The organism is Kushneria avicenniae (assembly GCF_900112585.1).
Classification (GTDB): domain Bacteria; phylum Pseudomonadota; class Gammaproteobacteria; order Pseudomonadales; family Halomonadaceae; genus Kushneria; species Kushneria avicenniae.
The window spans coordinates 346,539-361,139 of sequence record NZ_FOLY01000005.1; the positions used below are offsets into that span (position 1 = coordinate 346,539).

General features: G+C 60.5%; 11 protein-coding genes. 3 read left to right on the forward strand and 8 right to left on the reverse strand.

Translation table 11 applies throughout. From position 1 onward, the window contains the following. Positions 1 to 7: 7 nt before the first annotated feature. Genes pdxA through BM079_RS13230 form a run of 3 tightly spaced genes read right to left on the reverse strand, consistent with a single transcriptional unit; the run spans position 8 to position 4,594 of the window. A complete protein-coding gene (gene pdxA / locus BM079_RS13220; RefSeq protein ID WP_217639701.1) occupies positions 8 to 2,317 on the reverse strand; it encodes a 4-hydroxythreonine-4-phosphate dehydrogenase PdxA in 2,310 nt (769 codons plus the stop codon). Then, positions 2,304 to 3,194, reverse strand: coding sequence for a 4-hydroxy-tetrahydrodipicolinate synthase (dapA, locus tag BM079_RS13225; RefSeq protein WP_090134874.1), 891 nt, complete (start codon positions 3,192 to 3,194; stop codon positions 2,304 to 2,306). Before dapA ends, pdxA begins: the two co-directional genes overlap by 14 nt. Positions 3,195 to 3,214: 20 nt before the next feature. Continuing rightward, positions 3,215 to 4,594 (reverse strand): Nramp family divalent metal transporter, encoded by a 1,380-nt coding sequence (locus tag BM079_RS13230; protein ID WP_090134876.1) that lies wholly within the window; start codon positions 4,592 to 4,594, stop codon positions 3,215 to 3,217. Positions 4,595 to 4,811: 217 nt separating this feature from the next. Here BM079_RS13230 and BM079_RS13235 point away from each other — a divergent pair, with 217 nt between their 5' ends. Further along, a complete protein-coding gene (locus tag BM079_RS13235; protein ID WP_090134878.1) occupies positions 4,812 to 5,480 on the forward strand; it encodes an SDR family NAD(P)-dependent oxidoreductase in 669 nt (222 codons plus the stop codon). 22 nt (positions 5,481 to 5,502) lie between these two features. Here the strand turns inward: BM079_RS13235 and BM079_RS13240 are convergent, their stop codons facing one another. The 5 genes from BM079_RS13240 to BM079_RS13260 all read right to left on the reverse strand — a co-directional run bounded on the left by BM079_RS13240 (position 5,503) and on the right by BM079_RS13260 (position 12,863). After that, entirely contained in the window at positions 5,503 to 8,412 is a 2,910-nt protein-coding gene (locus BM079_RS13240) for an MASE3 domain-containing protein (protein WP_090134880.1), read from the reverse strand. A 116-nt stretch (positions 8,413 to 8,528) separates the two neighbouring features. After that, on the reverse strand, positions 8,529 to 9,857 hold the full coding sequence (locus BM079_RS13245) for an MATE family efflux transporter (RefSeq protein ID WP_090134882.1): 1,329 nt from the start codon (positions 9,855 to 9,857) through the stop codon (positions 8,529 to 8,531). 157 nt (positions 9,858 to 10,014) lie between these two features. Next, positions 10,015 to 10,269 (reverse strand): YfhL family 4Fe-4S dicluster ferredoxin, encoded by a 255-nt coding sequence (locus tag BM079_RS13250; RefSeq protein ID WP_090134884.1) that lies wholly within the window; start codon positions 10,267 to 10,269, stop codon positions 10,015 to 10,017. 78 nt (positions 10,270 to 10,347) lie between these two features. Continuing rightward, the gene (gene coaD / locus BM079_RS13255) at positions 10,348 to 10,830 is read right to left on the reverse strand and encodes a pantetheine-phosphate adenylyltransferase (protein WP_090134886.1); all 483 of its coding nucleotides are present in this window, start codon (positions 10,828 to 10,830) and stop codon (positions 10,348 to 10,350) included. A 173-nt stretch (positions 10,831 to 11,003) separates the two neighbouring features. Then, positions 11,004 to 12,863 carry a beta-ketoacyl synthase gene (locus BM079_RS13260; protein ID WP_090135049.1) on the reverse strand — a complete coding sequence of 620 codons (1,860 nt, stop codon included), beginning with the start codon at positions 12,861 to 12,863 and terminating at the stop codon, positions 11,004 to 11,006. A 540-nt stretch (positions 12,864 to 13,403) separates the two neighbouring features. Between BM079_RS13260 and BM079_RS13270 the strand changes: the two genes are divergently transcribed. After that, complete coding sequence (locus BM079_RS13270) at positions 13,404 to 14,123, forward strand: methyltransferase domain-containing protein (RefSeq protein ID WP_090134890.1); 720 nt, start codon at positions 13,404 to 13,406, stop codon at positions 14,121 to 14,123. Between the two features lie 46 nt (positions 14,124 to 14,169). Then, on the forward strand, positions 14,170 to 14,508 hold the full coding sequence (locus BM079_RS13275; RefSeq protein WP_175489700.1) for a DMT family transporter: 339 nt from the start codon (positions 14,170 to 14,172) through the stop codon (positions 14,506 to 14,508). Positions 14,509 to 14,601 lie beyond the last annotated feature (93 nt).

Here is a 14,601-nt window from a genome sequence, read left to right on the forward strand (position 1 = left end):
AAACGGTTCAGGCCGTTTCTCTCTGGCGACTGGCCAGTTCGACGGCCTGACGCAGTGCTTCAAGCATGCTGCGCTCATCAGCCATCCCCTGGCCTGCGATATCAAAGGCCGTACCATGATCGACCGAGGTGCGAATGACCGGCAGACCCACCGTGACATTGACGCCGGCCTCGAGCCCCATGACCTTGACCGGCCCGTGCCCCTGGTCGTGATACATGGCCACCACGCAGTCAAAATCGCCACGCCCGGCACGGAAAAAGAGGGTGTCCGCCGGCAGTGGGCCTTCGACGTCCCAGCCTCGGGCCTTCAGGACGTCGATGGCAGGCACGATCTTCTCTTCTTCTTCACCGTGACCGAACAGACCATTCTCCCCGGCGTGGGGATTAATGCCGCAGACCGCGATACGCGGCTGGTCGATGCCAGCACGGATCAGGGTTTCGTGGGCCCGTTCGATGGTGCGCTGGACCAGCCCGGGTTCGATGCGGGCGATGGCGTCGATCAGTCCCATGTGGGTGGTGACGTGAATCACCCGCATCTTCGGGGTGACCAGCATCATCGAGACTTCATCAATGCCGGTCAGGTGCGCCAGCAACTCGGTATGCCCCGGGAAAATATGCCCGCCGGCATGCAGCGCCGCCTTGTTGAGCGGGGCGGTGCAGATGGCATCGAGTTCCCCGGCCCGGGTCAGTTCGACGGTGCGGGCGATGTACTGATACGCGGCATCACCGGCGATCGGTGATATTTGACCGTAGGGTAGATCGAGTGGAATCAGCCCCAGATCGATACAGTCGATGGTCCCGGGGGTGAAGCTGGCCTGGTCCGGGCGCTCGATGGCACGGATAATGATCGAACTGCCCAGACGTGAGGCGGCATCACGCAGGCGCGTGGCATCCCCGATGACCAGTGGCCGGCACTGATCATGGAGCCCTGCCCGGGCCAGGCTCTTGATGATGACTTCGGGGCCGACACCGGCGGCGTCGCCCATGGTAATGCCGATAACCGGATGATCGGTCATGTGCGTGTTCCCTGTCGGTGTGCAAAAGGAGCGTGAGTGACGAGTGGTCTGCCAGAGGCGCAGCAGGGCATCCTGTTCCCCGAAGGCTCCGGCCTTGGTAATGACTTCAAGTACTGGCGAGCCGGCGGTCACCATGCGCGCCATGCCGATGTCGGGCGCATCCAGCAGGGTCAACCGTGTCATGTCGCCTGCCGTGAGAAGGGCACGTGCCGTGGCACCGCCGGTCGCGATCAGACGACCGACATGGCGCAGTTGTGGCGCCAGCATCTCTCCCAGTCGCTGACTGATCCGCGAGGCATCGGCAATCTGGCGCTGCTGGCTCTGTGCCAGCCTTATCAACACGTCACGACCCTGTTTCAGAGTCTGCTCGATGGGCAGGCAGAGGGCCTGAAGCGCTGACATGGAAGCGCTTTCCAGCAGTTGTGTTACCTCGATATCGATGGCCACCAGTGCGTGACCGGCTGCTGCCTGCAGGGTATCGGCCTGCGCATGCGAGAGGGTGCTCATGCTGCCGATCACGAACAGTGTCGGGCGCTCGGTGTCTCGCGCCGGTTCTGAAGTGTCGGCATGCTGATCGATCTGCAGCGCCGGCAGAGCTGCGGACAGGGTCTGACCAAGGCCGCCCGAGCCGGCCCAGAAGATCTGGTCGAGCGTCGCGGTGGCCCGGGCAAGGTGATCAAGGTCTTCTTCAGTCAACGCATCACAGACAACGGCCTTGATGCCCTGTTGCTGCCACTGCTGAATGCGAGCCGCAACGCTGGTGGCTGGCTGGTGGAGGATGTCGAGTGTCAGCAGGGCTGTCTCGACCCCCTCTGCCTTCAGCATCGCTACCATGTCGGCGCAACCCGTCAGTCCTTCGTTACGCCAGACATCGCATGCTTCGACGGGGTGATCGTGCAGATATTGTCGCCCCTGTCGTGTCGTGCGCCCGGTGGCAGGGAAAGCGGGTGCCACGATGGCCATGCCCGCCAGCGGTATCAGCGCTGCAATCTCGGCGGCGGCATTACCCCGCAGCGTGGAATCCATTTTCTTGAAAAGATGGGTATAACAGCCCTGCCACTGCGTCAGGCAGTCGACATGTCGCTGGGCGGCTTCACCCGGCGTCATGCTGCGGGAGTCAAGATCGACGGCCACGACATCCTCGTCGGCGGCTTCCGGTGTGAGCAGCACCTGTGCGGACAAACCGCCTGCCACGCAGCTGACCGCCGAGTCGGCGGTCCCCGTCAGGTCGTCGGCCAGCAGCAGCAGCCGAGCGCGACGCAATGGGGACTCGATGCGATGAGAAGTTTCAGCGCTCGACACGGTCATAACCCTTGAGTGCTTCACGAAGGGTGGCCAGCTTTTCCGGCGGCAGTGGCTGAACCGGTGAGCGAGCCGGGCCTGCCGGCATGCCCAGAAGGCCGGCGGCGGTTTTTAGAACGCTGGGCATGGTACCCAGTGAAAAGGCATTGCGAAGGGGGCGAAGCCGTTCCTGAGCGTCACGTGCTGTCTCGAAGTCCCCCTTCTGGAAAGCGTGCCAGATGGCCATGACGACATCGGGAACCGCGTTGGTCGTGGCCGCAACAGCCCCATCCCCGCCGGCCATCAGCGTCCACAGGATCATCGAGTCGGTGCCGGTAAAGACGGCAAAATCCTCGCGTCGCAACCGGATCAGCTGCACCAGCCGATCAAAATCACCGCCGCTGTCCTTGATCGCCCGAATATTCGAAATTTTGGACAGGTGCGCCACGCTGGCAACATCCAGCGTCACACCGGCCTTGGCTGGAATGGTATAGAGCAGAATGGGCAGCTCGGTCGCAGCACTGATGCGCTCGTAGTGCGTGATCAGCTCCGCCTGGGTGGCGCCATTGAAATAGGGCGTAATGATCGATACACCATCAACGCCGATGTCCGCCATTTTACGGTTGAGTTCGATGACGCTGCGTGTCGTGTAGCCACCGGTACCGGCAAAGACCGGCACACGTCCCGCCGCCTGATCGATCACGATCCGCGTGACTTCAACCTTCTCTTCATCCGTCAGCGAAAAGAATTCGCCATTGGTGCCCAGAGTGAAGAGACCATGGACGCCCTTGCTGATCAGGGTTTCGGCAAGATCGCGAATGCCCTGCTCATCGATCTCCTCCTGCTCGGTCATGGGAGTCATCATGGCAGGTACGATGCCGGCAAATGAGGTGGTCATGAACATCTCCTTTCAGTGCCTCAGGCAAGACGGCTAATGGCGTTGATCAGGTTGTCGACGATGGCGTAGAGCGACCACAGGCCGATCAATGACAGAACAATCAGGATCAGGGTCTGCCACCATCGGTTGACATGCTCATCAAGCATGAATTTTCTTGAGCTGGTCATGCGCAGTACGCCAAACAGGATGGGGGGCAGCAAAATGGCGGTGATGACGCTGGTACCGAACACGCTGAGATAGACCAGATTCGGCGCCTGGGGCATGCAGATGAACAGTGGGACGACAATGAAGGCGGCAATCAGCACGCGGTTGAACCAGGGGTCCTCGGCCGGTCTGGTGAACGCCTTGCCGCGGCGCGTTGCCAGGTGCAGGCCGTTGAACATCAGATTGGCGAAACCGCGAGCATTGGCCGGGAAACTGGAAAATGCCGCCAGAAACAGGCTGGTCCAGAGCAGCGCCGGACCCCAGGGGCCGACCGCCATCTCCATCATGGTGGCCAGATCGCTTTCATTGGACACGGTCATGCCGGTACCGCGGATGGTTTCGGCAGCGACCACCCAGAACAGGACATTGATGATCAGCAGGGGCAGCATGCCGGCCATCAGGTCGAACTGCTGCAGACGGCGATATTTCGGGCCATTCCAGCCGCGCTCGTCCATGAAGTAGGGGTAGAGCAGATTGAGCGCCGAGCCGCCGATCGTGCCAATGGTCGCGATGGCAATGAAGATGGCGTCGAAAGGACCGTTGTCTTTCGGAATGGAGAAGGTCAGCCCCTTGGCCATCTCGACCAGATCGATGTGGCCGGTCGCGACGATGGCGCCGACGAAGGTGACAATAATCACGACGGACGCAATGCGTGCTGTCCACTCAAGCCACTGATAGGCATTGCGACGTGCCAGCATGATGATGGTCAACACCACCACGGCTGCGCCGCCGACAAAATAGCCCCAGGTCGCGCCGCCGATCTCACCGGAAAGCTGGTAAAGCGCGACGGCGCAGGCGCGCAGAAAGCTCATCTGAATGATGATGCCGTAGAAGAAGATGGCAATGCCGAAAAACATCGGAAAGCCGCGCCAGACGCGCTGGAATCCCTGTAGTACCGAGGTGTCACCGAAACGGTTTTCCAGCTTGTATTTGGCAATGGCGGAGATCATGCAGTAGCGCGCGAACAGTGCCACGATCAGCGTCCACATGAGGGCGTAGCCGTAATTGGCCCCGGACACCGTGGAGCTGACGAGATCACCGGTACCCAGAAACGCCATGGCCAGTACCAGTCCCGGCCCGATACAGCGGATGTATTCACCGAACGTGGACGGTAGCAGCGCCGAGGGCGCAGTGTTCGCCGTATTATCCGGCGATGATTCATCGGAACGTGCGGATGTTGCCGTCCTGGTCGCCATGACGACTTCCTCGTTGATTTTGATTGTTTCGGTCTTTGTTCGGTGAAAAATGATCGAAACGATCTTTAATGGCAATAGTTTTGAAGCTTGAACGAAAGTTTAATTTTTAATAAGTTCATGTTTTTATGAATAAAAAATGTCGTTATTCTTTGGTCTTACAGAGAGGGTGAATAAATTCCTTAAAATGATTGAAATAGTCATTATGGGGTAGGTCAGCATGCGTGTACTGGTGTCAGGATGCAGCTCCGGGATTGGTCAGGCGATCGTCAGGGAAATGTTGGGTGGCGGGCATCAGGTTGTCGGGCTCAGCCGACGTCAGCCCGAAGAGGAGGCGGGCGTGGAGTGGATCGAAACGGATCTGACCTGCCCGGAGGATATCGATCGTGCCGCGGCAGGAATTGGTCCCGTCGACGCGCTGGTGCATGCGGCAGGGGTCATGTATACCGCTCGACTCGGAGATCTCGACCATGAGCTTGATCGCCGGATGTGGCAACTCCATGTCGAAGCCCCGACAAGATTGCTGAATGCCCTGACGGCGCAACAGCAGGCCCTGTCGCGCGTCGTTTTGATTGGCAGTCGCACGATGACGGGGGCGGCTGGCAAGAGTACCTATTCAGCTTCCAAAGCGGCCATGCAGGGATTGGTCCGGTCGTGGGCGATGGAGTTGATGGCGCAGCAGACCACGGTCAATCTCGTCGCGCCGGCCGCAACAAATACCCCGATGCTGCACGATCCGGCTCGCGTTGGGGTCGCCCCGGTATGCCCGCCCATCGGCCATTTCATCGATCCTGAGGATATCGCAGCGCTGGTAGCCTTCCTGCTGGGGCCGTATGCCAGTGCCATGACCGGTCAGACCCTGACGGTCTGTGGTGGGGCTTCGCTTTAGATGTGACGCCTTGAGGCAGGTGTCAGGCCAGCCGCATCTCATGTGTCGCCAGCTGTACCCGGCCACGTCCGGCATGCTTGGCGCCATAGAGGGCCTGGTCGGCCAGTTCGATCAGAGCGCTCATGTCATGGCCCTGAGACGGCGAATTGACCAGTCCGGCCGAGAACGTGAGGTGAGCAATGCGCTCATCGCCGACCTGCATCGACCACTGGCCGAACTGCTCGAGTACCTCATTGAGGCGCATCATGGCGATGCTGGCGGAGGCACCCGGCAGGACCACGATGAACTCCTCGCCGCCGTAGCGACAGGAAATGTCCGTGGCGCGCAGCCGCTGGGTCAGAATCTCGCCCAGCGCGATCAGCACCTGATCACCGGCATCGTGACCCCAGGTATCGTTGAGACGCTTGAAATGGTCCAGATCCAGCAGGGCGAGCGAGACCGGTGACTCTTCGCTGGCATTTTCAAGCAGATCGGGCAGCGTTTCATTGAGGTAGCGCCGGTTGTAAAGCCCTGTCAGCGCGTCACGGTAGGCATGATTGGTCAACTGATTACGCAGGCGCAGATTGATCAGGGTCAGGGTCAGGATACGAGCGGTCTCATCGACCATGCGCTCCAGGCGATGACGGTCTTCATCATCCAGAGGCTCTGCCTGCAGCGTCATACGTCCCAGTGCGCCGGTCGTTGTGGTCAGGCGCTGTCGATATTCGAAGGCCGGTTGTGTCGACAGTTTCTCACCCCAGCGGATGCAGTGCGCCTGATCCAGCTCTTCAATCCGAAGGGCCAGCTCACCGCTGGTATCGGGGAAGCACTGTGCCAGATGCTGATCCAGCAGGGGAACAACGTCGGCGATGGCAGAAAGCTCGAAAAGCTGAGTGCTCAGTCTGTTCAGGCGCTCGCGGTGCAGGCCATCGCGGGAGAGGCGCTGGTTCAGCGTTACCATCCCCTGCTCGGCCTCCTTGCGGATCGTGGTGTCATGGACCATCTCATAGATCAGGGTCCTGCCACCGATCACCACGGAGGCCGTGAAGATTTCCACGTCGCGGATCGTGCCGTTCGCCAGGCGGTGGCGGGTTTCGAAATACCCCTCCCGTTGCTCCAGTGTCTGATGAATGCGCTGTTGGCGCGTGGCCTGAGCCGTCAACGATATGGCTGCCATGGTCATTGTCTTGAGCGTTTCAAGAGGGTAGCCATAGTAGTCACAGGCGGCCGTATTGGCATCGACAATCATGCTGTTGTCCGGGTCCAAAAGCAGTTTGATGGCATTGCCGCTTTCGAATGTACTGCGATAAAGGCCGGCGTTTTCGATCAGCAGTTCGGTGGCGCGCTTGCGGGCGCTGATGTCCTCGATCAGCAGAAGATAAAGGCCCTCCTCCGGCAGCGGCGCGATGACCCATTCGGCCCAGAGCGGCTGTCCGGCCCGGCCATGGCCGTGAAGGCTCATGCGCAGCTCGCGATGCCAGGTCGGCTCACGGCGCTGGGTGGCGTCCTGTTGCTGCCATTGATCCCAGTGCTGCCGGGCGTCCGGGCCGTCCTCATCGCTGGCCCACTGCCAGATGAAGTCCTGACCGATGGCAATCTCGTGGGGGGTCAGCAGCTGCGACAGCATGGGGTTGTGCTGATGGATCACGCCCCGGGAGTCGATGACCAGCATGCCCGTGGGCGTGGTATCAAACAGGGTCTGCAGACGTCGACGGGTGTCTGCCAGATGCTGCTCCTGTTCGCGCTGCGCCTGAATATCGATAACTGTCCCCACGATTCGGGTGGGACACTGATCTTCATCAAAGTCCATGATCTGGCCGTTGGCCAGCAGCCATCGCCACCGGTTCTGCGCGTCCAGGAAACGGTATTCGCAGCGCCAGTGATTGCTATGACCGGCGACGTGATCATCAAAGCTTCCGACCACGCGATCGATGTCTTCGGGATGAAGCAGGCGATCACGCCAGGCCTGTGCATCGCGCGGCAGGGCGCCATTGCGATAGCCCAGTATCTGATGGAACTGCGCCGAGGCAAAGATTTCATCGGCGACCAGATTCATGTCCCATACGCCCGTGTCGGAACCGGTCAGGGCAAGGTTCCAGCGCTGCTCCTGCTCGGCCAGTCGGGTCCGGGTGTCGTTCAGGGCCTTCCAGGGGTAGCGCAGGTGACTCAGGAAGAGCGCACGAAAGATCAGAATGTACGAGACGGCCTTGTAAAGATGCCCCAGTACGTTGAATTCGTCGTTCGCCGTACCGTAGAGCGTAAAACAGATTTCGGCCAGCGCCGTGACCCAGGCGGCCACCGTGAGCATTTCCCTGTCGCGTCGTCTTTGAAGATGCGAAGAGCGCAGCAGTATGAGGCCAGCGAGGACACTCATGCCGGCCAGTCCCCATTCCAGCGAAATCTTGAGTGGTGTCAGACCCTGGCCTGGAATGTAGAGATCCGGTGCTCTGTCCAGATAGCCAAAGCCACCAATCAGCGCCAGTACACCGGCGCAAAGAAATGCCACCAGTATGAGTCGCGGGAATCGCGCAGGCTGATCGGGAAGGTGCGACAGGGATAACAGCAGCAGGGCACTGATGGCGCACAGCCGTGCCAGCAGCCAGAAATAGATTGCCTTGTTCAGCGTATTGGGCGTAAAGAGATCCGGCATGCCGGGCATGGAGAGCAGATGAAGACTATCCAGCATTGCTGACAGGGCCAGCAGGGCGCCGACACACAGATACTGGGTCGACAGTGTCCGGTAGCTGTTGAAGATGGAAAGCGTGGCCAGAATGGCCACGATCACACAGGTCAACTCGATGAGGGAGTGGAACCCCAGATAGCTGTGTAACTGGCTGAATACCTGCTGTTTGGGCAGCAGGGTCAGCAGTAGCATGAATGCCAGCAATGCCCAGAAAAGACGGCCTGATGGGCCGATCAGCAAATGTCTGAGGGCGAGCTTTAGGGTGGCCATTCCACTGTCCAGCGTTGAAAGGATCGAGTCTGAATATTAGATCAGTGGCGGCAGGGCGCTAATCCAGGAAAATCGTGCTTTCCTGAAGGCTATTCATTGAAATGCCATGGACTTTTCTATCCTGACCACTGTCGTTTGCGTCGGGCAAGATAGGTCAGACCCAATCCCAATGAGCGCACCAGCGTGAAAATGGTGAAGGCCAGCCACAGGCCGTGATTGCCCAGTGGTTGCGTCAGCCACCAGACCGGCAGATACACCATCAGGGCCACAATGATCGTATCGCGCATGGCCCGTGTATCCGTGGTGCCGATGAACACGCCATCCAGCAGATAGCTCCATACGGCAATCAGCGGCATGACGACCAGCCATGGCAGATAGTGCCCGGCCAGCGCCCGGATGGCCTCGATATCGGTCAGGCGCGCGATCAGCCACGGCCCGCCCAGTGCAAAGGCCAGCGCGGCCAGCAGCGCCGTCAGCAGTGAAAATACCGCGCAGGCGCGCACCGACTGGCCGAACTCGTGCCAGTCCTCTCTGCCGGCGGCCTTGCCGGTCAGGGCCTCGGCGGCGTTGGCAAAGCCATCGAGCCCGTAGGAGACCATCATCACCAGCTGCATCAGGATGGCATTGGCGGCCAGCGTCTGATCGCCCAGCTGCGCCCCCTGAGAGGTGAAAAAGGCCATGGCAAACAAAAGGCACAGGGTGCGGACGAACAGGTGTCGGTTGACGCGAAAGAGCTCGCCGTAGGCCTTGAGACGCTTGAGCGGGGTGGTGTCGAACCGGCCACCCAGTGTCTTGAGGGCCCGCCATGCCAGCCACAGGCCGACACCCAGCGCGGTGTAGTCCCCGATCAGCGAGGCGGTCGCCACGCCCCGGACGTTCATGTCGAGCCCGACCACCAGCACAATATCCAGCACGATGTTGACGCTGTTGGTAATCAGCATCAAAAGCAGAGTGACGCGCGCGTTCTGACGTCCCAGAAACCAGCCGATGATGGCATAGTTCATCAGCACTGCCGGTGCAGAAAGGATGCGTACATGGGCGTAATCGGCGGCCAGCTGCGCGGTCGCCTCGCTGCCGGGCTGTAACAGCCATAGACCAAAATCGATCAGCGGCGCCGATAGTGCAATCAGGGCAAGCCCGATGACTACGGCGATGAGCAGCGACTGGCCGAGCAGGTTGCGTATGCCTTGATCTTCTTCGCGACCGGCCGCCTGAGACGTCAGACCGGTAGTCCCCATGCGTAGAAAACCAAATCCCCAGAACAAAAAGCTGAAGAGCGTACTGCCCAGGGTGACGGCGGCCAGATAGCGTGCGTGAGGCAGATGGCCAATGACGGCGGTATCTACCAGACCCAGCAGCGGCACGCTGGCATTGGAGATGATGATGGGCCAAGAGAGTCGCCAGACGTCGTGAAGACGCCGGGAAAAGGCTGGAGATGCGGACATGGAGCTACCGACCGGGGAGTTGTGCCTGTGAGGCCTGTGCCGGCAAGGGCGTTCAGAACCTTCATGGCGTTTGGGGTGACGGCCCTGCAATCAAAAGGGCGACCCGCAGGCCGCCCTCCTGTTGCTCCTCCTCACGGGAGGGCTCTGCTATCGGATATCAGCTTTCAACGGCCGTGATGCGCTCGTATTTTTCCATGAGCTGCTCGCGGGTTTCTTCACGTTCGGGGTCGAGCGGAATGCAGTCGACCGGACAGACCTGCTGACACTGTGGCTCGTCAAAATGACCGACACATTCGGTACAAAGCTTCGGGTCGATCACATAGATCTCTTCACCCGGTGAAATGGCATTGTTGGGGCATTCCGGCTCGCAGACGTCGCAGTTGATGCACTCGTCGGTGATCATCAGGGACATGGTAACCTCCTGGTTCGCGCACGCCGTATCCGGGCGCTGCGCGGCTGTCATCCGCCGGCCAAGGAGCCGTTCGCCGTATCAGGCGTCCTGAAAGTGTTCTTCCAGTGCCCGGGCGATGCGGGGATGCACCATCGTTGAAACGTCACCGCCAAGGCGGGCGATTTCACGCACGATGGTAGATGAAATATAGGAATTCTCGACTTCGGGCGTCAAAAAGAGACTTTCCACATGAGGCGCCAGCGCCCGGTTCATGTTAGCCAGCTGCAGCTCGTACTCGAAGTCGGAGACGGCGCGCAGTCCGCGCAGAATAATACGAGCGCCGACGCGGTCCACCAGCTGGGTCAGAAGGCAGCTGAACCCCACGACCTCGACGTTATCGAGATGGCCCAGAATCTCTCTGGCCAGCGATACCCGCTCATCCAGCGCCAGAGTCGGCTGCTTGCGCGGGCTCTGGGCCACGGCCACGATCACCCGATCAAACATCGAGGCGGCGCGCTCGATCAGGTCGGTATGGCCGTTGGTAATCGGATCAAAGGTTCCGGGATATACCACAATGTTCATGAACGGACTCCATTTGTCCCCGATGCTCCGGCAGGCGCATGCCGGTACTGCTGCCTGATCACGGACGCCCGCAACTGCCGGGGCACCCGACATGCCCGGCGAGCGGGAGGTTACTTCAAAGCATCATGGCAGACAAATGTGGCTGCCGGACCGGCACAACATCAATGACTGATCTATTGATCCAGCGAGCCGAACGGGTTGTCGACCTCAAGCGATACCGGCTGGTGATAGCCGGGAATGCGGATGTCCCGAGCGCTGACCTCGAGTTCGGGGCCTTCCAGTACGCCTTCGCCAAAGCGGTAGATCGGTGAAAATTCCCCCCGCTGTGACTGCGCCTCGAACTGCGCCTGACGTGCTTTGACTGCTTCACGACGACGACGCCACTGTGTCATGGCGGCCTCACCGTGGCGCTGGGTCAGCAACCTTTCGGTGGCCTGCGGAGAGAGCAGGGGGGCCGTGGCGTTGTTGCCGCCAAAGCCCTTGGCGTTGATGAAGCTGACGTCGGCGCGAAACTCGCGGTGCTCGCGGAAGATGTCCAGACGCTCTCCGTAAACATCATCTGCCACGGCATCCAGCGTGAAAATGCCGGGCAGCAGGCCGGTCTGGAAGCTGCCCAGTGCGCTTGTCAACTGATCGCCGGCAGCGCTGCCCTGGGAGTGCCCCAGGTAGGCCTTTACCGCGGCGACCGGCCAGTGCTCGATGCCGTTGGCGCGCGCCACGCTGTCGAGCACATGAGATTCGGTAATGCGATTTTTCGGGGTGCTGGTGCCGTGGGAGTGAATGTAACTGCGCTCGCGCACGGCCTTTTCGCCCAGAATGCTGCTGGCCAGCGACACGCTCTTGCCCAGCGTAATGTAGTTGCCGATACCGGGGGCGGAAATGGAGCGCTTGTAGCCATCGGCGTTGATGAAGACCTCCGGCACCGCGCCCAGGATGTCGGCTCCGAGTTCAAGCGCCAGCTCATCGTCCATGAGCATGACAAACTGGGCAGACTCGGCAATGGTAAAGCCGCAGTTGCGCGCAAACGGTCGGCAGACGCGCTGGTAGTCCTCGTCGGTCAGAAGCTCGAGTGCGTCGAGTGCCTTGACGCTGGCATCATCGGCCAGCGCACTCATGACGCGAAAGCCTTCGACGATTTCCGGCGTAATGGGCGCATCCGCTGTACCGACCATGACCATGCGACGCCGGCCCATTCGGATGTCGTCCACGCCCAGGCGCAGGTTGTATAAAAAGGTCGCGCAGGCACCCTGCATGGCGCCGGTGGCCCCAACGCTGCCCAGCACGTAGGCGTTGAGGAAGTCGGCCGGCATCTGGCCGTAGCCCAGCGGCATCTGTTTGGAGGTGGTGCGCTGGCCGGTGACGAAGCTGGTCAGCAGACCGCCCCAGCCCTGGGCATCCAGCTGACCGATCGAGTTACCGGCATAGACGGCAATCTGATCCGGGTCGAGACGCTGACTCAGATCGTCCCACTCGTAGCCGCTCTGCCCCAGACAGTCGGAGGCTGCAAAAATGGTCATCGACAGGGCGCGTGGATGGTGCACGCTGCGATAGAAACTCGCCGGATCGAATCCGGTGGGTAGCTGACCGGCGCTCTTGACCAGCGCGTCGCGACGCTCCGGCAGCAGGACCTCGAACTCGCCGGCGGGGACGGTCACACTGACATGGCGCTCATCGATGGCCTCGATCTGCCAGTGAGCCGGCGGGTTTTCGGGCAGTTGACGGCGACCGAGATTGACCGTCAACGGGGCATCAAGGGTCAGGCTGGCCTGACGATTGGCCGGGATGCCGGCGTCGGCAAAGCGCTCGTCCTCGATGCGACGGATCAGGGTGTGGCGACGAACATGTACGTCGTGGCGTGCCGCCAGGGTAGCATCATCAAGGGGAGCGCCGTGATCATCCGAAGCAGGCTGCCCCATCAGACGGGCGATCCCGGAGAGGGTATACTGTCGGGTCTTTTCGGGCAGTGCATCGATCACGGTCCGGTAAAAGGACTGATGACCGGACGTTCTGCCAGCGGGATTGATACCGCCCATGCCGACGATCACCGGTAACTGTGACAAGCCGAAACCCTCGTGTTGATGCCTATAAGGAAGCGATAAAGCCATGGCGACCGTGTCGCTGAAAGGATGGCGATATGGCCGCGTCATGTGCCATGACGGGTCCGCCAAAACAGGGCAGCCATGATAGCATCGCCCCGGGCTGGACGTCATGTCGACCGGTCAACGACTTGTCATCTCGAGAGCGGAAAATGTTGAACCTGCTGGCTGAAAAAAGCCACGCAGGACTGGCTGTCATGAGCCGCCGGTGCGGTGGTGAAAACGCCAGAGCCGCAGGACATACAGCAGTGCCATGGCCGGCAGAGGAGATGATGGGCACCCGCATGGTGCAGGGGCGATTCGCCCGGCAGGGACGGCAAGGCATTGATGAGGTTCGTCAGCAGCGTAATGGCTGTATAGCCATGCGTCTCCGGAAACCGCTGAAGCCATGCCTGCATGTCATGCGATATTCAGAAGTCAGGGGCTGGCATCAGACGGTGCCAGCAAAGTCCCCCCAGTATTATTTTAAACACTGCCATGTTCTCCAATTCCACGCCGGTATATTCGACCCAGCAGGGGCTTCATCCTGATCTTTCCCATTACGTTCAACGCGCCCTCGACAACCAGTGGCAGCGTCCGATTGCCGATCACACCCGAGCGGCCTTCGAGCACGCGCAGCGGTTCTATCAGGCGCACGGCGGGCCGCTGATTCTGGACGCCGGCTGCGGCACGGGACGTTCGACCCGGCAGCTGGCACATCATCATTCGCAGGCCTGCGTACTGGGCATCGATCGCAGCGCCGATCGCCTGTCGCGGGATTACTCCCGTGAGCTGGGCGCCTTCCCCGACAACGCCCTGCTGGTGCGAGCCGATCTGGTCGATTTCTGGCGTCTGGCACACCTGGCCGGCTGGCAGCCGATGCGCCACTGTCTGTTCTATCCCAATCCCTACCCCAAGGCGTCCCAGCTCAAAAGGCGCTGGCATGCTCATCCGGTATTTCCCGTTTTATTGGCACTGGGCGGGGCACTGGAGCTTCGCAGCAACTGGCGGATCTATGTCGAGGAGTTCGCTCAGGCCATCCGGCAGGCTATCGGGCAGTCGCCACATGTCGGCACGCTGTCATTGACGCCGGAAAGCGATTTCATCAGTGCCTTTGAACACAAGTATTTCGACAGCGCTCATACGCTGTGGCAGCTCGAATGCCAATTAAAGCCATCAACTCAAGCGACGCTGGAAGCCCTTCGCGCGACACCATGATGTGCAACGCATCATGGCCTGCGAAACACCCTGAAAGGAAATATCCATGACCTGGCTGCCCTATCTCTATCTGATTCTGGCCATCTGCGCCGAAGTCATTGCCACCAACGCGCTCAAGGCCTCCAACACCTTTACCCGGCTGGGGCCCGGTCTGATTACGGTCCTGGGCTACGCGCTCGCCTTTTACCTTCTGTCGGTGGTGCTCAAGAGCATGCCGGTGGGCGTGGCCTACGCCATCTGGGCGGGGCTTGGCATGGTATTGACGTTGCTGGTGGCCATGGTGATCTTTGGAGAACGCCCCGACGCACCGGCCATGCTGGGGATCACCCTGATTGTGGCAGGTGTGATCGTGCTGCAGTGCTTTTCAAAAATGAACGCGCAGTAGGGTCGCGAAAATGCGCAAATCCTAGATGAGCGCATTGCCACGGTACAGGCATGCCCATTACTCTGAGGCTTAATCAAGCTGCCCATGGAACAG